Genomic DNA, 22,286 nt, shown 5'->3' with positions numbered 1-22,286 from the left:
TATCATCACCTAATTTGTTATTGTTCTGGTGAGCTTTCGCCCAAAACCGATTAACTCTATAAAAAAGATTAGTTTAGAGTGAACGCTCCGCCAGTTTTCGTTCAAATATGCGACTCTCTCTCAAAATTATCGGTCTGTGTTGTATATCGCGTTAGCTTGGCACACAGTGAACTAAGCTTAGCTAAGTTGCTCAAAGTTAAGGATTCTGAAACAAGGACAGGGAGTGCAGCAGTTGTTTATCTCATTGGCGGTTATCTTGGCGGTTTGCGCCTTACTCATCACATTGAAAGCAGTCGGTCGAATATCGAGGCTCGAAGACGAAGTGTCTCAGCTTCATAAAGAACTGGCAGAACTGCGCGCGCGTTGGTTTGAGAGACATACACCGCCCACTCCAGAACCCGAGCAACACGCTTCTCAACCACAACAGGCGTCGCCAGAACAACCCGCACAACCTAGTGCTCCAACGCTTAAATCAGGTCCAGAGCCAACATTGGTTTCAGAGCCTACCTCTGCGCCTCTAGCTGCCAAAGAAGTACCACCGCCAATTGTCGAGCCGAGCCTCCCGTCACTCGATGAAGTGCACATCGGTGGTCTGGCGCAAAGCAGTGAATCCGTATTTGAGAAACAAGCCAATAAACTGCTGACCAACATCCAAGAAAACTGGTTGGTTTGGGTTGGCGCGCTCGCCATGTTGATTGGTGGTGGTTACCTTGTACAAGTGATTGGCAGTCACATTGAGTTCTCACCAATCATGCGCGTGACCATCGCATTCTCTATCTCTCTTGCTACCGTGATAGCAGGTGAATGGTTCCATCGCCGCGAGCAGAAATCCCCAGACCGAGCAGGACGAGCCAAAGGCTTTACTTATGTTCCTGCCGCCATTACCGGAACAGGGTTAACTGGCATCTACTGCACGGTGATCTTTGCGTTTGTCTTCTATCAGCTCTTATCGCCAGGTGCATCGCTGGTGATTTTGGCGGTCGCGGCATTTTCGAGCTTAGCGCTTTCTCTACGACAAGGGCCTTTGATGGCCGTACTTGGTTTAATCGGTGGTTATTCAGCACCACTTTGGATTGGCGGTGCAGAGCCTAACTATTACTTACTCGCTGGCTACATCACTGCAATTTCAGTTGCCGCAACGCTACTGATGCAAAAGATCAGACACGCTTGGATTTCACCATCGATTACCGTGCCGCATATTTTGTGGATGCTGTTGCTGATTGAGAGCATGCCGATAGAGCAACTTTTCTTGTGGCTTGCGATCTTCCTTTCTCTGAGTTTGTACCTGCTGTTTGCGGTACCAAGAATGGGTTGGATGCTCAAACCGCGTTACCGTCATTGCCAAGGCAGATGGACACATCCACCGACAGGTATTGCTCTCGCGATGACATTATTAGTGCTGTCGGCATTAGCTCGCATGTCTCGCGTTGATACCGCAGAGATGATTTACTTCTATGCCTTCTTTACTGCCATGATTTGGCTACCCGCCATTCGTAAAGGTTGGTCATTAAGAGTCTATTTACCATCGATATTGGTGCCTTCTACCGCGATCATGCTGCTTTCTGTTGCGCTTGAATCTATCTACATGGCTGAAGGACAAACGCCAGTACTGCTCGCGCTCAGCATTAGTATTGTGTTGATTTCACTGAGAGCATTATTCCAGACATTGGCAGGTGACCGCTCTCAACTAACAGGCATCCTCTTCCTTGTACTCGCCCCTGCAATGACTTTGATTACCCTGCTCTACACCTACGAGTTCATGAGCGGTCATGTTCTAGGTTGGACGCTCTTCACCGCCGTGATTGCGGTTTACTACGCCTTACTTGGACAAAGGTTCAAAGCGCTGGCACTGGAATGTTCCGCCATCATGCATGCCATCATTGCCGGAACGGCTTTTGTTTGGCTGAATGACACATGGCTCACGACAGCTATTTCGATTCAAGTGGCGGTTATGGCGTTACAGACTCAAGCCAATGTTTTCCGCCCAGCGAGTTGGGCAGTCAAAGTCGCAATGGGCATCTTAGTCGTACGTCTGACGCTATTACCGTTTATTCCAGAGTGGCAGCCTGTCAATGCGGGACACTGGGCTTGGGTGCTGATCAGTTACCTGCCGTCGTTGGCGATTCTTGCTTACGCTCGCACTGTGTTACATCGCTCAGATACAGAACTCGCCAATTGGTTTGAAGGGGCGTTCTTACACGTCTTCTTGATGGCGGTGTTCACCCAAACCAACTACTGGCTCACAGGGCAATACGGTTACCTAGGCTACATCGATTTCACTTCGGCGATTGTGTTTGCTAACCAAGCATTAGTGATGGGGTTGGTTTACAGCTATCGCAGCCAGTTTACGCAGCAGCTAGAACGCGTCTATCAAGCATACAGCTATCTACTTTGGGGCGCTTTTGTTGTGCTGATGATGTTGCTCAATAGCCTTGAATCACCGTTGATGGTCAATAATGTTTCCGCTGAATCCATGCCTGTGTTCAACATGCTGTCTCTTGGCTGGTTACTGCCTGCAATTGTCTTGCTAGTAACCACTTACAAACGTTGGAACACATTGCAGATCGCTCGCCCTGTGGTCGTCAGCTTTGGCCTAATCTTGGCCACCATTTGGCTAGGTATGTCGATTCGCCAGTTCTGGCAACCTATCTCTATGACGCTCGCTCAGCCGACCGGCATGGCAGAGCTGTTTACTTACTCGATTGCTGGTTTGATTGTCGGCGGCTTACTGACTTGGGTTGGCGCAACACGCAAAGCGATGACGATTCAACGTATTGGCTTAGCCGTGTTGGCGTGCGTCGCGCTCAAAGTGTTCTTGTGGGATGTCCGCTCATTAGATGGCTTCTGGCGTGCGATCAGCTTCTTGGGCCTAGGTGCATCACTGATTGGGTTAGGATGGTTATTCCAAAAACTCCACCGCTCGGTCGCAGAGCCTGTCGAGCACGTGGAATAGAGTTTGAACTTAGAAAAAGATTCCCGACGTCGCTCCTTCGTCGCTCTCGAGAATGACCCAGAAGAGTATTGAGCGGTTGACGAATTCTAAGGCGGAATGCGTGACTGACGAAGTTCATAGAACTCAATATCCAAAGATCGTCATTCCAGAACTGAGGAACGAAGTGTCTGGAATCTCTCTTTTAATCGCGAACCAGAAAGGTGATTCCCAACTCTATTCTGGGTTACGCAACCACTGGTGAATTGAGAAGGGAATCTTGGAGTGTTCTCAAAGCGCTATTTCAACAGCGCCACAACCGTATGACGACGAACATTCGCTTGTGCATTCAGCGCTTGGAATGTCGAGCTAAACTGACCGGAAGTGGCCATAAAGCCATCGAGTTTCGCATTCACATCAGCAGCACTTAACTGCTTGGGTTGGCTCTGCACAGTGCGCATTTGTGAGTTCAACTCACCGTGAAACGCTTTGGCTTCTTCCAAGCTGGTTTGCACTTGTCTTATGTGCTGATTCACTTTGGCGATGGTTTGCTTGATGCCATCACGAGAGCCTAAATCAAAGCTCAACTCAGCGATGCCATCCGGTTCTGCTTTTAGGTTCAGAACATTCGCTTGCCCTGCAGGAAAACGATGACCTTCGCCCGTCACTAGCACCTTTTGCTGCATTTGTTGATATGCCGTATCACGCGCTTCAAACAAAATGGTGCCGTCTTCTGCCAGTGACGCGCGCATGCCCATCGCAATCAAACTGCGGTCGAGCATTTTCACAGTGCGCGCACCATCGGCTTGACCATCAAATTGGATCATCACCGATTGACCTTGCGGAAAGTCTAAACGGATTTGCTCGGCTTTCTCACTCAAACGATGCACGTTCAAACCGGGAATGGAGAAACGGCGAATATCCGCTTTATCCAGTTTGAGGCGCAGTTCGTTATCAATCACTTTCTGCCCGTCAAAGCGCGCCTGTTCAACCACTTGTTGAATCGACGCTTTAGAACGTACTAGCCCTTCTTGCAAACCGGGAACGTTCTGCACGCCTTGATTGACAGCTTGGGTCAAACCTCGCTTGATTTGAGTCAGCTCTTTACCAATCACTTGCAACGATTTAGAGGCGATTTGCACCGCGGTTGCTTGTTGCTGGCCTTGAGTAAGCTGAATGCCAGAAACGGAATAGGCTGACGCGGTGTCAGCCTGAACTTGCGTAGGACGCGGCTTAATCGCACTGCTCGAATCCGCTGAGCGGGTTGGCATGATAGAGGCTTGTTCTTGCCCACCTAAGCGTATGCTATGGGGTCTTACCTCTACTGTGCTCATCACCATACAAAACTTCCTTAAATACGATCAAACAGGTTGAGATCGTTGATCTTCACGTAGCTAGCTTGCGTTGCTTGTAACGCCGCCATGTAGTTGCTCAAACGTACTGATGCCTCACCGTAATCCAATGCCGATAAGTCACTGGTCACCTTATCAACGAACAACTTGTTTTCGCCGTGTGCACTGTCCATTAGGTCGAGGTTGTTATGGCGACCACCAATTTCTGTCATCGCTCCCAGTACGTTCGCCAAGGTATCATCAATGGCAGATAAGCTAGCGTCTACTTCCGCTTGAAAATTCGGACTCGGGTTCTCAAATTCTGCAATCAAAGCGTCGATTTGGTTCAAAACATTATCGCCGCCACCAAGCTCCAGAATCTCTTTCGCCGTCATATTGGAATCCATGGTCACGCCCTTTGCGACGGTGACCACGCGCTTATCGCTGTTGCCATCAACTTGGTACGCACCACCAGCATTGCTCACTGCCGGCGTGTCCGTCTGAGTACCAGAAAACAAGTAGTGGCCTTCTTCATCTTGCGCGTTGAACGAAGATTCTATCGAATCACGGTAGCTTTTAAGCTCAATGATCATGCCGCTACGGTCTTCATCGGTTAATGTGCCGTTCGCGCCCCAAAGCACCAAATCACGCACACTCTTCAAGCTCTCGTTGACCGAATCCAAATGGGTTTCTTGAGCAGAAAGTGTGGTTTTCAGATTGGCGATATTACTCTGGTACTGGCCGATCGCGCTGTTTTCACGTTCAAGGTTCAGCAGCTTTATCGACGCCATAGGATCGTCAGAAAGCTTGGTTAGTCGGTCACCCGTGGCCATTTGTTGAAGAACATGCCCCAAACCTGCGTTGTTGGTTTGCAGGCTTTGCAGCATCATTTGGCTAAATTGACTGTCACTGATTCGCATCTCGGGTTCCTTTTAGAATAACTGCAATACAGAGTCGAAAAGCTGGTTAGCGGTGCTAATGACTTTCATGTTGGCGTTGTGTGCATTAGCGAATGTCATAAGATTCGCCGCTTCTTCATCGCTGTTCACCGCACTGATGTTGTCGCGCGCGGCATGCGCTTGTTTGTTCATTGCCGCTTTAGCTTCATAATCCGCTTCTGCTTGGCGTGCTTTGATCGCCGTTTCACCAACCATTGCGGTGAACGCATCGTTTAAGCTCAGAGAGCCATAGCCAGTGACTGAAACCGGCTTATTGCTCAGTTGAATTAGGTCATTCAACACATCTGCATTACCCGGAGTGCCATCGCTGGAGAACGCTAATTCTTCCGCACTGATATCAGTAATGGTGAGGCTCGCTGCTGGGTTTGCTGGATCGTAGCTAAACAATGGCTTGCCCGGATTGCCGTTGAGATCTTGCCCTGTAGCCAGCACAGCGTTGTATTCATCCGCCAATGCTTTTGCCATGTCATCCAAAGCGACTTGGTTTGGCTTAAGCACATCGGTTTGATAATCGTTAATCGCACCCAACTTACCGCCTACCGAGTGGTCAATGACAAAGCTTTGCGAGGCGAAATCGACACTCAAATCCGCAAGATATGGGTCGCTTGGATCTGGCTTCGCTGTCAGCTGACCATAATCCGAACCCATTACCAAAGGCTGACCAGAAGCGAGTGTCACCTGCATGCTTCCGTCTGGTTGGTCGGTAGTTTTGATTTCAACGATTTGAGAAAGCTCACCAATCAGCACATCGCGAGTGTCCATCAACTGTGCTGGGTTACCGCCCGTACCTTGCATTTCAACAATCTGCTTGTTCACATCCGCAATGTTCGCCATCAAGCTATTGGCATGGTTCAACGCCGCAGTGCGCTGGTCACTCGTGTCTTTATGTTGATTATGAAGTGACTCAGTTAACGTATTGAAACGACGCGCCAACGCTTCTGATTCATTAATAATTTGCTGACGGTATGGGATTGATTCTGGTTTTACCGTGGCATCATTCAGCGCAGCATTGAGGGAATCTAACCCCGCAGAAACACTGAATCCATCCGCGCCAAGCGTGTTCTCAAGCTGGCTCATAGCGGTGGTATAACCTGCCGAATACGCCGCTAAACTGTTGGTGGACCACGTTTGCTTCACCAAGAACTGGTCTGTGACACGGCGAATGCTCGTCACTTCAACACCCATGCCTGGGCTGAGCTTGTTGTACTTACCGTCACCAACAGACGCGGTTAGCGCTTGTTGGCGGCTGTATCCGGGCGTGTTGATGTTTGCCACGTTTTGCGCGGTCACATCCAACGCTACACGGTTCGCGTTTAAGCCTGAAAGGGCGATATTAACAAGGTTCATTTACAGCTCCATTTTCCTGATCAGCGGCTGAGTAAACGCGGTCGTCATTCCGGCTTCACCGAGCACTTGTTTAACAGAGGCGACCGCTTGCAGCGTGGGATTAACTGCATCGGTCTTCATCGCGATTTCATCGTTTTCAAGTTGTGACGTGCGTTCAAGGCTGACCACTTTTCCATCGTTCGCCGGAGAAACATTACGTGATTGGTCGAACGCCACTTCTCGCATTGAAGGGTTAAGTTGCTGGATCAGCATATTGGCGATACCGGAGTTCTGTTTTTTCGCCAACTCCATCGCCAATTGTCCATCGTACATATCCCGAAACACGCCTTGTTGTTGGCTAGCAAACGGGCTGTCTTTGTCGGCCAATACATCACTGCTGCTGCGCATTTGGCGTAGCACCATTTGTAGGAACATCGCCTCAAATTGACCCGCAACCACTTCAAGAGCGCCTTCTTGATCGCGGCTTTGCTTGATGCTCGCTAGGGCGCTGTTGTCGTGATACAGCATGGTATTGAGTTGAGCTTGATCGCCGCTCGTATCTAACTTCATCGCTAACTCCTTAAATCACCACAAGCTCAGCATTCAGCGCGCCTGCTTCGTTCAATGCTTGCAGAATCGACATCAGATCCGTTGGCGTTGCGCCTAAGCTGTTTACGGCGTTGACGATGGTGTTCAGTTCCGTACCCGGAGGCCAAATCACCATTTGCGCTTGCTCTTCGTTTACTTCGATTTGGGTTTGATCCACGACTTTGGTTTCACCATCAGCAAACGCGTTCGGTTGGCTTACTTGTTGAGATTCGGAGATTCGAACAGTCAAGTTGCCGTGGCTTACTGCCGCTTCACCAACCTTAACGTTCTTACCAATCACCACCGTACCCGTACGTGAGTTGAAGACGATTCGAGCTGGTTTACGGCCTTCTTCTACGCTCATTTCTTCCAACATCGACATCATGGTGACACGCTGTTGGGTGTCCATTGGTGCACGCATTTCTACACGCGCTTTGTTGATGGCTTTAGCCACGTTTGGACCAAAGGTATTGTTGATTTCACGGGCGATGTTCTTCGCCGTTGTGAAGCTTGGTTTACGCAAATTCAGAGTAATTTCATCGCGCTGGTTAAAGTCGGTTTCGATTTCTCGCTCTAGCGTTGCCCCGTTTGGAATGCGACCTGCGGTTGGTGTGTTTACTTCTACTTTAGAGCCGCTTCTGCCTTCGGCTGACAAACCGCCAACAACCACGCTACCTTGAGCAATGGCATACACTTCACCATCGATACCGCGCAACGGCGTAAGCAGTAACGTACCGCCGCGCAAACTTTTCGCATCACCGATAGAGGAAACCACTACGTCCAAGGTTTGACCAGGACCCGCCATTGGGTCAACGGATGCGGTAACGCTCACTGACGCCACGTTACGTAATTTCGGGTTCATGCTGTCGTCAATCTGAACACCAAATTGGCGCAGCATGTTGGTAATCGATTGAGCAGTGAATTTCACTTGGTTACGGTCGCCTTGACCGGCCAAGCCCACCACTAAACCGTAACCGACCAATTGGTTCTCTCGGATGCCCTGCACATCCACCAAGTCCATGATCGGAATTTCCACTTCGGCTTGTGAAGTGGCAGGAAGTCCCAAGGTCAGAGCCAATAGGAAAGAAGTAAAGAATGCTTTGATTGGCTTCATTAGAATGGTACCCATGGGCTGTTGAAGAACTGAGTCAGCCATCCGGCTGCGTTGCTGTCGGCTAATGCGCCACGACCAGCGTAGGTAATGCGAGCATCCGCAATACGTTGAGAAGACACTTGGTTGCTGCGGTTGATATCATCAACACGCACAATACCTGTTAGGCGAATAAACTCGTCGCCTTGGTTGAGTCGGAGCCACTTTTCACCGCTAATGCGAAGTACACCATTTGGCAGTACCTCATGCACCGTTACGGTGATCGCCCCTTGTAACTTGTTGCCTTGCGAGCTAGATGCACTGCCATCGAAGTTACGGCTGCCATCAATACTCACGCCTAACTCATCAATGGTTTTGGTGCCAATAGTTGGCGTAGCAAAGTCAACGGTAGAGCTTTTACCAAACTGGGTGCCCGCTTTCTTACTGGACTCGGTCTCTTCAGAAAGCTGCACAGTCAAGACATCACCCACTCGGTAAGCGCGGCGGTCTTGGAATAACGTCATAGTGTATTGGTGACGATAAAGGCTGCCGGATTTGGCTTCTGGCAAAGTGTAATCCAGCACTGGCGGCGCGTATTCCTCTGTGTTTGGCTCAGGTGGAATAAACTCCTGACGTCCTGCACATCCCACCAGCAACACGACGGCAACTGCCCAACTCTTCGAAAGCCATTTCATTGCTTTTTCCTTCATCATCACCAATTTCTTACTTACATCGATTGCGCGACAAACTTCAGCATGTCGTCTGCGGCAGAAACCACTTTGGCGTTCATCTCGTACGCGCGTTGAGTGGTGATCATGTCGACCATCTCTTCCACTACCTGCACGTTTGAGCCTTCTAAAGCGCCCTGTTTGATGCTGCCCGCACCATCTTCGCCCGCAATTAACTCATCTGCAGGACCACTTGCTTCTGTCTCACGGAACAAGTTACCGCCAACGGCTTCTAGACCGGCTGGGTTGATGAACTTCGCCAGTGTGATTTGACCCAACTGCTGCGGTGTTGGATCGTCAGCCGATGTGGTTGTTACCGTGCCATCCACACCCACAGAGAACGAAATCGCGTTGTCTGGGATTTGAATTTGTGGCTCTAGTGGCAAACCTTGGCTGTTGACCATCAAACCCTCTGAGTTGATGTGGAACTGACCATTACGCGTGTACATGATCTGGCCGTCAGAGTTTTCGATTTGGAAGAACCCTTGCCCCATCACCGCTAGATCCAACTCTTGAGTGGTGTTTTGCGTGTTGCCTTGAGTGAAGACTTTCTGCGTACCAACTACGCGAACACCAGAACCAAGCTGAACACCGCTTGGCAGTTCATTCACTTGGTCGACTTGCGCGCCCGGCTGACGCTGAATGCTGTAAAACAAGTCTTCAAACACCACGCGGTCACGCTTAAAGCCGACCGTGTTAACGTTCGCTAGGTTGTTAGAGATGGCAGTCATTTTGGTATCTTGAGCTGCCATGCCCGTTTTACTTACCCATAATGCTGAATGCATTGGTTATCTCCTTTGGACGAGAATCTCTTGGTGAGAGGGTTATCTCGCCGCCATCAATTTGTTTCCGGCTTGCGCCAAGGTTTCTGCGGTTTTCATCATGCGAACTTGCATTTCGAAGTTACGCGTCAGCGACATCACGCTCAGCAACTCATCAATGGCAGACACGTTACTGCCCTCAATGTGCTCTGGAGAAAGCTGCACGGTTTCATCCGCTGGGAAAGGCACACCATCTACGCTGTGTAGCAAGCTGTCGCTCTCTTTCTGTAGTTGGTTGATTGCTGGTTTCACCATCTTCAAGGTGCCCACTTCCACTTCTGCACCACCACCCGGAGGAATCACAGAAACGCGGCCACGTTCACTGATTTCAATCTTCTGAAAATCAGGCACAACGATTGGGCCGTTTTCACCGACAACAGGGAAGCCATTGATGCTCATTGCACCAAAGGTATCGACTTTGATGTTGCCCGCTCTGGTGTAAGCTTCATTGCCAATTGGCGTTTCAACGGTGAGGTAGCCCTCGCCCATGATCGCCACATCGAGAGGACGACCGGTTTTCATGATGTCGCCAGAATCAAAACGCGTTGCAGCTGAGTTGGTCACCACCATGGTGCGACCATCAAAGCCCGCTCCTTGTAGCTCAACGCTGCGAACGCGTTCCATATCTGCACGGAAACCTGCGGTGTCAGCGTTCGATAAGTTGTTCGAACGTACGTGCTGAGCCTTAAGAACTCGACTCGCACCCGACGTGGCAGTAAATAACAAGCTATCCATGCGACTCTCCCATTACACCGCGTTGAACAGAGCTTGAGTCAGCTTGTCATTGGTCGAAATGGTTTTCGCGTTCGCTTGGTAGTTACGCTGCGCCGTCATAAGCGCAACCAGCTCGCTGGTTAAGTCAACGTTAGAGCCTTCTAGCGCACCCGGTGTTAAGTCACCCAATGTGCCTGTACCCGGAACACCCATGATTGGCGCGCCTGAGCTGAAGCTTTGTGTCCAAGCCGTGCCGCTCACTTTCGATAGACCTTGCGTGTTAGCAAAATCCGCAAGCACAACCTGACCCTGCAGCTGAGACTGACCATTGGTGTAAGTCGCGTAAACCATGCCGTTGTCTTCCACTCGAACGCCCGCAAGCTCACCAGAGGTGTAACCGTTAGGGTTGTTGGTGCTCACGCCAAACGCAGCGCCAAACTGAGTGCTGCCGTTCAAGCTGATATCAATGCTCATTGCGTTTGCGCCCGCAGCTGGAAATGCAACGTTGAAAGAACCTGTTGGAGAAGCTAGCGTGCCGTCAGTATTGAATTGAACCGTTTGAGCCGTTGCTGGCGTCGTTGGTGCACCGTCGACTTCCACGTTCACTTGCCATTCGTTATCTGATGTCTTCGTGAAGTACTGAGTTACCGTGTGCGAGTTGCCAAGTGAGTCGTACACCTTAGTGGTGTAAGAAGAGTTGAATGAGTTTGGATCGGAAGAATCGAATGGGTAAACCGCTTGATCGACTGCCGTTGCGCTTGCGTCGAAGTTCGCCACAAAGTCCAGATTGTCGGTCGCTTTTGCGTTAAGTGAAGAAGTAGATACTTTGATGTCGCCAACAGAGCCAGTTTGAAGGTTCGCATTGTTGTCTACGCTGTAACCTTGCAGCTTGGCACCATTATTTGCGGTCACAAAGTTGTTCTTATCAGTGCCAAACACACCTGCGCGAGTGTAAAGCATCTGCCCCATGTGATCTTTCGTCACGAAGAAGCCGCTGCCGTTGATCGCCAAGTCCATTGCACGGCCTGTGCCTGTCACCGAACCATTCTTATCGAAGTTCTGAGAAATCGACGCCACTTCTACGCCGCCCGGTTGCATGCCGTTGTAAACCGCTGCAAATTCTGTGCGGCCACCTTTAAAGCCGTACGTTGATGCGTTGGCAATGTTGTGGCTGATGGTGTTTAACTCTGTGTTAGTCGCGTCCAGACCACTAAGTGCGATGTTAAAACTCATAAATAACCTCTGATTTCCTTATTTGGTTAAGCACCAAACTGAGTGATTTGATAGAAAGGAACGTTGCCAACGCCTTGAACATTGACCAGTGCTGCGCCACCTGAGCTAGGAATACGTACCTGCTCAACCGTGCCTGCCAGCAAAACATTTGGGCTCTTTTGCCCTTCTTGAACTTCCACCGCAACGGTGTATTTACCCGGTTTCAAACCAAGCTCTTCTGGATTGATCGAGAACTCAACGTCACCCGCACCGTGTGCACCTAAAGGCACTTTGGTTGATTGGCCGAACTCATCTTTGACGACTAACGTCACTTGGTTCGAACCGTGTTCTAGCTCGACCTTGCCACTTTGCACGCCTTCACCAAGTTCAAACTCGTTTGAAGAGACGTACACGGTTTGACCAACCAAACCTGCCGTTGAGAGCACCTGCATGTTGTCGAGCAATATCATGCTGTTTTGCATCAGCATCGACATGTTTTCTGTACTTTGAACTTGCGAAAATTGCGCTAGCTGGCTGACATACTCAGTACCATCAAGCGGGTTCAGTGGATCTTGGTTTTGAATTTGCGCCACCATGAGCGAGATAAACTCGTTTTGCAGTGACGTTGCGCTGTTCATATCCGATGGGTTCGCTGAAATGCCGCCAGTATCACCACTAGCGGTAGTTGCGACTGGTGCGTCAGAAGAGAGCGCGGTGTATTGTGCGAGACTCATTAATTACCCTGCCCTAGTCGAAGCAGACCTTGCTGCATGCTTTTCACATTCGTCAGCACTTCCACGTTAGTTTCAAAGCTGCGCGTTGCGGACATCATGTCGGCCATCTCTGACACCACATCAATGTCTGGGTAGTACACGTAGCCTTCGTCGTTCGCTAACGGGTTGTTAGGTTCGAAGCGTTTTTCTGCCTGACCCGCGTTTTGCACCACATCTACAATGCGCACTTCCGCATTCGGATAGACACCGTTTTCCGTCGCCATCTGCGTTTTTTGATACACAGTGGCGAACACAGGTTTGAGTGCTTTGTAGGCATCATCCGGATTGGCAGACACCGCATCGGCGTTGGCAAGGTTACTGGCTACCGTGTTCAGGCGAACGGTTTGCGCCGTCATCGCCGAGCCAGTGATCGAATAGATATCAGTAAATGACATGTTTAACGTCCCTCAATCACTTTCGCCAAGCCACTGAATTTCATGTTGAGAAACGTCAGGCTGGTTTGAAAGTCCATGTTGTTTTGCGTGAACTTGGCTTGTTCAACGCCCAGTTCCACAGTGTTGCCGTCTTTGCTGTTTTGGTAAGGCACCGAATATTGCGCCTCAACCTGAAACTTCGGCACCGGTTTGTTCACACTGCCCGCTGACATTTGGTTCATCACGGTGGTGAAACTTAGGTCCTTTGCCAAGTACCCAGGGGTATCAACATTTGCTAGGTTACTGGCGAGGACTTTGGTACGCTGAACGCGAAAATTGAGTGCCTCTGGATGTACACCTAACGCATTTTCGAATGTGATCGCCATGCATCTTTCCTTAAAGTCGGCTCGAATACGCCAAGATCAAAACAAGATGCATGCCATAAAATTTAGTTATATATATCAATGAATTACAAACAAGAAAGGAAGCCTCGCTTCCGGTTTACGGAAACCATTCAAACCAAGGGGAAAGGTCGATTTTCCTCAATCATGCTGCTTTGCGGTTTGGCTTTGAGTGCAAGCTCAGTCAATGCTTTAGCGAATGAGAAAAACCTAACCGCAGACGAGTTAAAAGCCATTGTCGGCGAGCAGTTTGAGCAAGAAGTGGCGCAAGTAGCACGCTCACACCAATGGGGAAAATACCAACTCAATTATCAAATTTGGGTGCCAGGCTCTGCCAATCATCTACCGGTTTGTGACGCCCCTTTGGCAATCACAGGACGCGATAATCGCCCGTTGCCTCTTGGCAATTTAAAACGTGCTGTCAGTTGTGAAACGGTGAGCTCTCCATGGCGCATTAATGTCACAATCAAATCGGCGGTGACGCTTCCTGTGCTTGTTGCCACCAGCACAATTGACCGCAACGAAACCCTCTCAGCCTCAAACTTAAAATCAGAAACACGCACGATTTCACGCCAAGACGATTTCTACACGAAAACAAACCAAGCCATTGGCCTTGAGGCCACTCGCCGCATTCGCGCAGGCCAAATCATTGACCCAACCAACTTAAGTTCGCCGCCATTGATCGAGAAAGGCAACGAAGTGATCATCATCGCCAGCAAAGATGGATTTAGTGCCAGCACTAAGGGAGTCGCTTTAGAACAAGGTAAGAAAGGTCAGCAAATTGAGGTAGAAAACATCAGTTCTGGCAAGGTGATACGCGCTGTCGTAACGGGGCTCAATCAGGTGCATACCCAGTTTTGATTTTGGACTCAGGTTATCATTTTTCGGTTTAGACACTCGTCAGGGCAGGTGAACTTCGAGTACAAAAAATAAATATTTAATGTTCATCACACCCTAGTCGCCTATTCGATTTAGAACATGATGATTGAGGACAACAGCATGAAAATCGACAAAGTCGCGGGCGGTCATGTCCCACAAACTAAATTCCAGCAGGCGAGTAAAAAGCCAGTCGACACCATTGCACAGAGCAAAATTAACGAGCCAGCATTTCAAGCGAACACAGCTGCGATCGATCGCGCTCAAGCAGAAATGAAATCCCTGCCAGACGTAGACATGGCAAAGGTTGAGCAAATTCGCAATGCGTTGGCACGTGGTGAACTGAATCTAGATACCAAAGCATTATCCAAAGCAGTAATGCAATTTCACACCGGTCACGAGTAACGCAGCGCATTAGGAGTCATGCATGGCAACGGCGGCATCACAGCATATTCAGCAGTTTGTTCGTTCTATTTCCGAAGACATCAAACTCTACCAGCAATTGCTTGGGCTGATTCAACAGCAAAAAGCACTGTATTTGAAGTTCGATGGTGAGGCGCTAAGCGAGAACATTCAAAAACAAATGCCGATTTTGAATCAGCTTGGTCGCTCTGCAAGCGAAAGAAGCCAGTTAATGCGTAAGCTCGGATTGCCTTGTAATGAGACCAGTGTAAATCGTATTTTCAATGCCTTGCCCGCCAAGATTGGTACGCAAGCGAGAAAACAATGGACGCTGTTGGAATCCTTGGTGAAACAATGCCAACAGGACAATCAGAGCAATGGCCAAAGCTCTGCAGCGTTCCAAGAGTTAGTCAGTCAACTCAAACAACCTGTGCAACACACTTATGAAGAGCGTTCGTTCTAAACAACGATTCTCGCCTTGCTTGCAGAGTCTACCGCCATCCCGGTCGATTGCTGTGGGCTTTTTTGTTTTGTGCGCAATGTGCTTGTCTCCAATGACGATGGCCAAGCCGCATAAAGCCACTATCGACCAGCAATATCAAGTGCTCGCGCCATATCAAACGCAAATTAGCCAACGTCTCGATTCCGTTAGCCCGCTTCTCGATCATATTTTCAAACAGCTTAAGCAAAAGTCTTTGCCCGCCAACTTGGTGTTAGTGCCCATGCTGGAATCATCCTACAACCCGAAAGCAGTCTCACACGCCAATGCCGCCGGTTTATGGCAACTGATTCCTGCTACAGCGACGCGCTTTGGCTTGCAAGTGAGCGATAAGCAAGACGAGCGCTTTGATACCAAAGCCAGCACTCAAGCCGCCATAAGATATTTAGAATTTCTTTATAACAAGTTTGATCAAGATATTGCGCTCACTCTGGCCGCTTACAACGCAGGTGAAGGTCGCGTTGCACGTGCCATCAAAAAAGCAGGCAGCCAAGATTTCACGGCACTTACTTTGCCGAAAGAGACTCAGCAATACGTCAATCGCTTTTACGCGTTGGAACGTTTGGTGAATATACAGAAATTGAGAACCGATTCTTTCCAACCATTACTTTTGTTTGCAAACCAATCCTCCATCTACGCCGAACCGCTTATAGACCTTAGTCGATTGCCTCCACTCGTGGAATTGTGAACACTCTCACTAAATTCCACCAATGTCAGAAGCACGTAAAATTACAAGATCCTGTTCTGCCAATTTACAAACTCGTGATCTCGATGCAAACGCGTGCATAAAAGTTACGGTAATGTATCTCAAAGATAAGAAAGAGCAGTGGTTTGCTGATAATTTACCAACTTGCACTTGTGTATTGGCTAGATATCCATCACATTACGTGTGCAAATAAAGTGAAAACCAATAGTTAGACCTATTAATTATTTACACAACAAATATAAAGCCGCTATTGTTTTCACAGATTGATACAAAAAACAGAATATCGAGATGACGCTTCGCTTGCGCGTCTGGAATAAGTCCGGGTTCCGGGGGGGAGCTCGGACTTTTTTTATTGCTTGGAAGTTACAATTTTGATCTGAGGAAAGTTACAACAACTCTTTTGCGATAAGTTGTAGCAAGAAGGTTTCGCGTTCAATGCTCATGCCTTTCTTCGGGCTTTCCGCCATCGTCTTTTCATTGTGCGCGATCGCGTCGTGAACATTCATCCATACTGGGCGCATGCCATTCTTCACTTCGTAATCTTCATAAGCTGTTTCACCTAGCTCACGGTCAATTTTGCACGTGTAGCAGTATGACGTCATGTGCATCACATCGGCATCGTCTTTGTACCAAGGACGAAATTCTTCGAAGATGCCGTAAGGCTTGATGTTGTGAATGTTCTTCGCACCGGTTTCTTCTTCCAGCTCACGAACTAAACCTGCAATCACATCCTCACCGTCATCGATGCCACCGCCAGGCAGTGTGTAATCGTGGTAACGCTCTGTGTAAAGAAGCAGGACATCTTCACCGTCTAATACAATGGCGCGCGCCGCATTGCGTTGGAAGATGATTTTGTCATCCAGATGTTCGATTTCTGGGTGCGTGGTGGTTTTCAAATGTCTCATCGCAGAATCCGCTGTGAATGTTTTGCGCGCATACTACCGAAATTCATGCGCATTCCCAAGTTTCAATTTGAGCACGTCTGAAACAAATATAGGCGAACAGTGAGCAAATTCTAAAATTGCATAGAATTCCCCTACAAGCGTCGTGCTTTTAACAAACATAAGACAATATTTTTCTGAAACTCTCCTATAATCAACACACTACTCGTTAATCCCATGCGGAGATCAAGAATGAAAAAGACAACTTTAGTAACGGCAGTGGCAGCAGCGATGGTGTTGGCAGGTTGCTCAACTTATGACGGTGCAACTCGCTCAAATGAATACACATCAGCAGCAAATCCAGCAGCGGTATACTGCGTACAGCAAGGCGGCGAGCTAGATACAGTAACGGAAAATGGTGAACGCGTAACTTACTGCCAACTGTCTGAAAACGAGCGCTTTGAACAGTGGGAATACTACCGCAACAACCACAAAGAAGATGGCGAGTCGTAAACAAAGTTAACATTTACGCAATCTAAGATTACAATTTTATCAACAAAGGAGCGTTAAGCTCCTTTTTGTTTACCGTAAATTTCCCTACTTTCTGATACTTACCCCTTTATCCATCTGCCTTACCGCATAGCGATACGATATCGAACGGCGTTTTATTCCTGACATTCCTCTGACATTACTTTCCACTTGGTCAATAAAATTTCTCGCGCACATCACGAAATTTCACGTTTTTTCCACATTTTTTACGGGAGCGGGTGGTCAGGATGAAAACAGATACAGTCAAACAAGCCGAATCAGCACAAACCAATGTGATTACTGAAGAGTCAAAACGCATCATCTACAAATCGATGTTAAGTGCATTGAGCATCATTGCGCTTAGTATTTTGGTCAACCTAAGTATCCGTGTGGACTACGTTTTACTCGGTTCAAGTTTGGGGGAAACCTCTATCACGGAAACCTTACAGCTGATCATGTTGGCTGTTGCGTCTTGGTCTTTCTTCCGCATTTCTAAACAAGAAAGCCATGTATCACACGCGGCAATCTTGATCGCTGGGTTCTTTGCGGTATTGATGATCCGTGAAATGGACTATTGGTTTGACATGATTCACCACGGTTCTTGGGTCTTCCCTGCTCTTGCACTAACTGCACTGGCTTGTGCAAAAGCGTACCAAGGCGGTAAAGGCACCGTGAACGAAATGGCAACCATTCTACAATCACCTTACATGAAGCTACTTATCGGCTCGGTGATCTTGTTGTTGGTGTTCTCTCGCCTGTACGGCATGGGTAGCTTCTGGCAACACGTAATGGGCGAGCACTACGTACGTGATGTGAAAAACATCTCGGAAGAAGGTATGGAGCTACTGTGTTACAGCCTAATCGCGCTAAGTGCCGTACGCACACGTCGCGAACTTAAGCGTCAGTATGTTGAAGTGGCTTAACTAGCCATTCGCTTCGGGGTCAAGTTGCAGGTTCAACGTCGTTAATATCGGATGAAACACTGCTAACGCTTGCTCTGCTGCAACCACTGAATCATCAAAGGCCGTCATTTCGATGGCCTTTTTCATATCTGCAATTTGCCCTAGCACTTCATGCTCTAAATCGAGCGCTTGAAGCTTTTCTATCGCACCAAGGCCAATGGCTAAAGGCTTGGCTCGTACCTCAGCGAGATCACGTTCAAAGGCACCACGCTTGACTCCCTCAAGATACACGCGGTAAGTCGTGAGTTCATCAAACAACAAAAATGCGTCCGCTAAAACACCTGTTTTTGGGTAAGGCACACTCACATGATGCGAGAGATCGAGTGGAATATTGAGCTTTACCCCCATGTCCGCACAGCGCGACTTCAATACGCGCAATAAGCCTTGTTCATCCATTAAGGTTTGAATCTCGATGATGCGCTCTAGGTGATAGTCATTGGAGAGTAATATGACTTCAATGGTTTGCCCTGCCTCGCAAAGACCACTTCTCAATAATTCCGCAGCGGCATTTTGCATGTTCTGCACCGTATTGAGTGAACGATTCTCGATGATGACCTGCCGCTCTGGAAAGTCGATTCCCCTAGCCTTGGCTAACTGGCAAAAATAGCGGTACATCGCATCCGCTTCTGAGACGGTTTGTCCTTGAGTCACACCGCCACAAAAAACCAAGGCAGTCGTCTCAAAGCAAAATTCGTTTAAAACATTCAACAATGCTTCCACGCGTGATCGGCCTTCAGCACTCAACTGATCGTGCACTAAGCGCTTACCTAGAATGATCACTACCTTGTTTAACTTCATTACCCAGATCTCAATTACTCATACTTTAGCGAACAATTTGTATACAAAAATTTGCTTTGCCAATACCCTTTCAGGCATTAACATCTAATTAACAATGTCGTTCTAGAGACCTGAACGAAGGTCCGCAGAGAAAGGAAGTCAATTATGCTGTCGATTTTCGATATTTTTAAGGTCGGTGTCGGTCCATCCAGTTCCCACACCAATGGCCCAATGCTCGCAGGTTACCATTTCACTCAATTACTTAGCAACTCTATGGCGAAAGTGCACAAGGTGCAAGTTGACCTTAACGGTTCTTTATCGCTGACTGGCAAAGGCCACCATACAGACCGTGCCACCGTCCTTGGTTTGATGGGCAATAAGCCCGATACCATTAAAATGACCAGCGCCAAAAGTGCACTGCAACATACTATTGAACATGGCACACTCTCAGTCGCAGGTGTTCATGAAATCGTGTTTAGCTATGATCACGATATTGTCTTCCACAGTGATAACCTTCCCCTTCATGAAAATGGCATGACCATCACGGCTTATGATGCTGCTGGTGATCAGGTGGCGTTTGAAACTTACTACTCCATCGGTGGTGGCTTTATTGCAACCGCTGCCGAGTTGGAAAATGGCAGTTCCGAAGCGGAAGTACAGGTACCTTACCCATTCAAATCCGCCGATGAAATGCTAGAAAAAGCGGAGCAAAACGGATTCAGCCTAGGTGGAATGATTCTGCAAAACGAGCGCGCCTTCCGTGAACAGGAAGAGATCGATCAAAAAGCCGAACAGATCTGGAAAGTGATGTCGCTGTGCATGCAACGAGGCTTTGATACCGAAGGCATTCTTGAAGGCGGGTTGAACGTAACGCGCCGCGCGCCAAACCTACTCAAAAAACTCGAAGCCAATGCGGCAGTAGAGAACGATCCAATGGAGATCATGGATTGGATTAACCTGTTTGCCTTTGCAGTAAGTGAAGAGAACGCCGCAGGTGGCCAGGTAGTGACGTCGCCAACCAACGGCGCTGCTGGTGTTATTCCTGCCGTGCTTATGTACTACCATCGCTTCATTAAGGAGCTCGATAACAAACAATTGAAAGACTTCTTAGCCGTGGCGGGGGCAATTGGCATCTTGTACAAAACCAACGCTTCCATCTCAGGAGCAGAAGTCGGATGCCAAGGCGAAGTCGGCGTATCTTCTTCGATGGCGGCCGCAGGCTTAACGGCACTGCGTGGAGGCAGCAACGAACAAATCTGTATTGCCGCAGAGATCGCCATGGAGCACTCACTAGGCATGACTTGTGACCCGATTGGTGGTTTGGTTCAGGTGCCGTGTATTGAGAGAAACGCGATGGGCGCGATGAAGGCCATTAACGCATCACGCATGGCACTGAAACGCACCAGCAAATGCCTTATTTCATTAGATAAAGTTATCGAAACCATGTATCAGACGGGCAAAGACATGAATAAGAAATATCGTGAGACATCGCTTGGTGGACTCGCGGTGATTCATATGGCTCCACCATGCGAATAGCATACTTTATATCAGTTTTTGCTAATTAATATTTTTCATTGTTGGCGGACAAAATTCCGCCAACGCCTTTGTTCGTGTATAAAAATCAGCCTACCTCTTGCTTCTCTTCATTCTGCTTATTAATTCAGCGACTTTTCAAAACCTTAAAAAACACAAAAGAATAATAGTCTTATAAATTGTTGTTTTTTAGTCATTTATTCACATAATTTTCAGTTGATCTAGAACAACACATTAGCGAGGCAAACGTTTCACATTAGAAATTTTAGTGCATTAATTTCGTTTTATGCGACAATTGTTTCAATATGTAACATAGCGTTTAAGTAACATTTAACAGAAATAATAACTACCTTTCTCGCAATAGTGAGTATTTAATTATGTGGAATAAACTAAATAAATCTATGATGTTCTGCCAAATGATGTTTGGCTTATCATTTTACGGTGTGTTAGTCAGTCTGACGCGTTTCTTCTTAGAGGATCTGAATTACAACGAAGCTGATACCATGATGATCGTCGGTGCATTTTCGGCGATTGGCCCTCTATTTGCGATTGCTGGCGGCTTTATCGCTGACAAATTTTTAGGTGCTTACCGCTCTCTATCGATTGCCTTCTTAGCATTCGCATCTGGCTACGTACTGCTTGTTCTTGGTGCTTCGGCAACCAACGTACCACTTTCAATGTGTGGTATCGCGCTAGCAAGTTACGGCCGTGGTTTGATGTCTCCTTCTTACCCTAGCTTGTACAAACGTACCTTTAAGTCACAAGAAGACTTCGAGAAAGGCTACCCAATCAACTACTCAGTGAACAACGTGGGCGCTTTCCTAGGCCAATACTTGTTCCCTATGATTGTGCTGATCATCGGCTTTAATGGTGGTTTCACTATTTCAGCAGTGATGGCTGGCGCCGCATTGGTAATGCTACTTGTGTTCCGCAAAGGCTTGGTTGGCGTTGCTTCTGATCTGGATCGTCAAAGCGTTAGCATGAAGAACTGGATTTTCTTCGCGATTATCTCAGCGGCAATGATTGCACTGGTATTCTTCATGTTCTCTAACATGGATATCGGTCAAAACATCGTTTACGCCATCGGCGGTGCAGCGATTCTTTACTTTGTTTCTTTGATGTTGAAAGCAAGCAAAGCGGAATCATTGAAGATGGGTACTATCCTAATCGTTACCTTCCTAACCACGTGTTTCTTCGTTTACTACGGTCAAATGATGACTTCAATGAACATGGTAGCGATCAACACTCTGAAAGGTTCTCTATTTGGCTTCATCCCTCTAGAGCCTGAAGCAGCAATGGCAATGAACCCACTATGGTGTATGGTTGGTGGCCCTATCGTTGCTGGCTTCTTTGGCATACTAGAAAAACGCGATATTCACCTATCAACCGCGACTAAGATTGCATTGGCATTCGTGCTAACCGCTATCGCATTCGGCATCCTAACGTTCGCAGTAACGACTGTTGGCGAAGACGTTATCATCATGCCTGAAATCTTCCTAGCAATTCACTTCTTCCAAGCAATTGCGGAAGTTATCGTAGGTTCGATGGTAGTTGCGTTCATTCTATCTGTGGCACCTAAGCACATCGAAAACTTCTCAGTAAGCTTGTTCTCTGTAGCAATCGCGCTAAGTGGTATCGTCGGTGCTGCGTTCTCTACGTCTATCGCACTAGAGAAAGGCCAAGAGATCACGCAAGAAATCGTACAACACGTTTACGGTGATTACTTCCAACTGCTGACTATCCTAGCGGTGGTAATGGTGGCCATCGCACTTGGTGCATCGTTCATCATTCGTAAGATGCTTGAAGCAGCAAAACAAAGTGAAGCTGAATTGGAAGTGGTTGAGCAAAACTAATTCTCTCTCAGCATCAAACAAAA

Annotated in this window: 23 protein-coding genes; 9 read left to right on the top strand and 14 right to left on the bottom strand. The window is 48.1% G+C overall.

Features of this window, described 5'->3' with window-relative positions; genetic code table 11:
* Positions 1–223: 223 nt before the first annotated feature.
* Positions 224–2,953 carry a DUF2339 domain-containing protein gene (locus KJB05_RS19675; protein WP_208443983.1) on the top strand — a complete coding sequence of 910 codons (2,730 nt, stop codon included), beginning with the start codon at positions 224–226 and terminating at the stop codon, positions 2,951–2,953.
* Between the two features lie 275 nt (positions 2,954–3,228).
* Here KJB05_RS19675 and KJB05_RS19670 read toward each other — a convergent pair whose 3' ends face one another.
* Genes KJB05_RS19670 through flgB form a run of 12 tightly spaced genes read right to left on the bottom strand, consistent with a single transcriptional unit; the run spans position 3,229 to position 13,231 of the window.
* Positions 3,229–4,269, bottom strand: a complete 1,041-nt coding sequence (locus KJB05_RS19670; RefSeq protein ID WP_208443984.1) for a flagellin — start codon at positions 4,267–4,269, stop codon at positions 3,229–3,231.
* A gap of 11 nt (positions 4,270–4,280) precedes the next feature.
* A complete protein-coding gene (flgL, locus tag KJB05_RS19665) occupies positions 4,281–5,180 on the bottom strand; it encodes a flagellar hook-associated protein FlgL (protein ID WP_005432410.1) in 900 nt (299 codons plus the stop codon).
* Positions 5,181–5,192: 12 nt separating this feature from the next.
* The gene (flgK, locus tag KJB05_RS19660) at positions 5,193–6,566 is read right to left on the bottom strand and encodes a flagellar hook-associated protein FlgK (protein ID WP_208443985.1); all 1,374 of its coding nucleotides are present in this window, start codon (positions 6,564–6,566) and stop codon (positions 5,193–5,195) included.
* Positions 6,567–7,115 (bottom strand): rod-binding protein, encoded by a 549-nt coding sequence (locus tag KJB05_RS19655; protein ID WP_208443986.1) that lies wholly within the window; start codon positions 7,113–7,115, stop codon positions 6,567–6,569.
* A gap of 10 nt (positions 7,116–7,125) precedes the next feature.
* Positions 7,126–8,247, bottom strand: a complete 1,122-nt coding sequence (locus KJB05_RS19650; protein ID WP_208444053.1) for a flagellar basal body P-ring protein FlgI — start codon at positions 8,245–8,247, stop codon at positions 7,126–7,128.
* Complete coding sequence (gene flgH, locus KJB05_RS19645; protein ID WP_005435900.1) at positions 8,247–8,918, bottom strand: flagellar basal body L-ring protein FlgH; 672 nt, start codon at positions 8,916–8,918, stop codon at positions 8,247–8,249. The genes KJB05_RS19650 and flgH overlap by 1 nt, the downstream gene beginning before the upstream one ends.
* A gap of 32 nt (positions 8,919–8,950) precedes the next feature.
* Positions 8,951–9,736 carry a flagellar basal-body rod protein FlgG gene (flgG, locus tag KJB05_RS19640; protein ID WP_005432423.1) on the bottom strand — a complete coding sequence of 262 codons (786 nt, stop codon included), beginning with the start codon at positions 9,734–9,736 and terminating at the stop codon, positions 8,951–8,953.
* Between the two features lie 39 nt (positions 9,737–9,775).
* Positions 9,776–10,507 (bottom strand): flagellar basal-body rod protein FlgF, encoded by a 732-nt coding sequence (gene flgF, locus KJB05_RS19635; protein ID WP_005432425.1) that lies wholly within the window; start codon positions 10,505–10,507, stop codon positions 9,776–9,778.
* A gap of 12 nt (positions 10,508–10,519) precedes the next feature.
* On the bottom strand, positions 10,520–11,719 hold the full coding sequence (gene flgE / locus KJB05_RS19630; RefSeq protein WP_005432427.1) for a flagellar hook protein FlgE: 1,200 nt from the start codon (positions 11,717–11,719) through the stop codon (positions 10,520–10,522).
* A gap of 26 nt (positions 11,720–11,745) precedes the next feature.
* Positions 11,746–12,432 (bottom strand): flagellar hook assembly protein FlgD, encoded by a 687-nt coding sequence (flgD, locus tag KJB05_RS19625; protein WP_208443987.1) that lies wholly within the window; start codon positions 12,430–12,432, stop codon positions 11,746–11,748.
* Complete coding sequence (gene flgC, locus KJB05_RS19620) at positions 12,432–12,866, bottom strand: flagellar basal body rod protein FlgC (RefSeq protein WP_005432431.1); 435 nt, start codon at positions 12,864–12,866, stop codon at positions 12,432–12,434. The genes flgD and flgC overlap by 1 nt, the downstream gene beginning before the upstream one ends.
* A 2-nt stretch (positions 12,867–12,868) precedes the next feature.
* Entirely contained in the window at positions 12,869–13,231 is a 363-nt protein-coding gene (gene flgB / locus KJB05_RS19615) for a flagellar basal body rod protein FlgB (RefSeq protein ID WP_005432433.1), read from the bottom strand.
* 78 nt (positions 13,232–13,309) lie between these two features.
* Here flgB and flgA point away from each other — a divergent pair, with 78 nt between their 5' ends.
* The 4 genes from flgA to KJB05_RS19595 all read left to right on the top strand — a co-directional run bounded on the left by flgA (position 13,310) and on the right by KJB05_RS19595 (position 15,711).
* A complete protein-coding gene (flgA, locus tag KJB05_RS19610; protein WP_208443988.1) occupies positions 13,310–14,107 on the top strand; it encodes a flagellar basal body P-ring formation chaperone FlgA in 798 nt (265 codons plus the stop codon).
* A gap of 138 nt (positions 14,108–14,245) precedes the next feature.
* Positions 14,246–14,527 carry a flagellar biosynthesis anti-sigma factor FlgM gene (flgM, locus tag KJB05_RS19605; protein ID WP_027726655.1) on the top strand — a complete coding sequence of 94 codons (282 nt, stop codon included), beginning with the start codon at positions 14,246–14,248 and terminating at the stop codon, positions 14,525–14,527.
* Positions 14,528–14,549: 22 nt separating this feature from the next.
* Positions 14,550–14,987: a flagellar export chaperone FlgN gene (flgN, locus tag KJB05_RS19600; protein ID WP_009705036.1), complete on the top strand. Its 438-nt coding sequence runs from the start codon at positions 14,550–14,552 to the stop codon at positions 14,985–14,987.
* 46 nt (positions 14,988–15,033) lie between these two features.
* Positions 15,034–15,711: a lytic transglycosylase domain-containing protein gene (locus KJB05_RS19595; RefSeq protein WP_208444054.1), complete on the top strand. Its 678-nt coding sequence runs from the start codon at positions 15,034–15,036 to the stop codon at positions 15,709–15,711.
* A 404-nt stretch (positions 15,712–16,115) separates the two neighbouring features.
* Here the strand turns inward: KJB05_RS19595 and KJB05_RS19590 are convergent, their stop codons facing one another.
* On the bottom strand, positions 16,116–16,634 hold the full coding sequence (locus KJB05_RS19590; protein ID WP_009705038.1) for an NUDIX hydrolase: 519 nt from the start codon (positions 16,632–16,634) through the stop codon (positions 16,116–16,118).
* 228 nt (positions 16,635–16,862) lie between these two features.
* Here KJB05_RS19590 and KJB05_RS19585 point away from each other — a divergent pair, with 228 nt between their 5' ends.
* Both KJB05_RS19585 and KJB05_RS19580 read left to right on the top strand, forming a co-directional pair.
* Positions 16,863–17,123 carry a DUF333 domain-containing protein gene (locus tag KJB05_RS19585; protein ID WP_005443680.1) on the top strand — a complete coding sequence of 87 codons (261 nt, stop codon included), beginning with the start codon at positions 16,863–16,865 and terminating at the stop codon, positions 17,121–17,123.
* Positions 17,124–17,386: 263 nt separating this feature from the next.
* A complete protein-coding gene (locus tag KJB05_RS19580; RefSeq protein WP_208443989.1) occupies positions 17,387–18,061 on the top strand; it encodes a hypothetical protein in 675 nt (224 codons plus the stop codon).
* Here KJB05_RS19580 and KJB05_RS19575 read toward each other — a convergent pair whose 3' ends face one another.
* Entirely contained in the window at positions 18,062–18,898 is an 837-nt protein-coding gene (locus KJB05_RS19575; protein WP_208443990.1) for a YdcF family protein, read from the bottom strand.
* Between the two features lie 144 nt (positions 18,899–19,042).
* On the opposite strand from KJB05_RS19575, the gene KJB05_RS19570 reads away from it, so the two are divergent.
* Entirely contained in the window at positions 19,043–20,413 is a 1,371-nt protein-coding gene (locus KJB05_RS19570; RefSeq protein WP_208443991.1) for an L-serine ammonia-lyase, read from the top strand.
* Between the two features lie 374 nt (positions 20,414–20,787).
* Positions 20,788–22,263, top strand: coding sequence for an MFS transporter (locus KJB05_RS19565; RefSeq protein ID WP_208443992.1), 1,476 nt, complete (start codon positions 20,788–20,790; stop codon positions 22,261–22,263).
* Positions 22,264–22,286: the final 23 nt, after the last annotated feature.

Origin of the sequence: Vibrio sp. B1ASS3, assembly GCF_905175355.1 — a bacterium.
In the GTDB taxonomy this organism is placed as follows: domain Bacteria; phylum Pseudomonadota; class Gammaproteobacteria; order Enterobacterales; family Vibrionaceae; genus Vibrio; species Vibrio owensii.
This window is presented reverse-complemented; position numbering and strand designations above follow the sequence as displayed.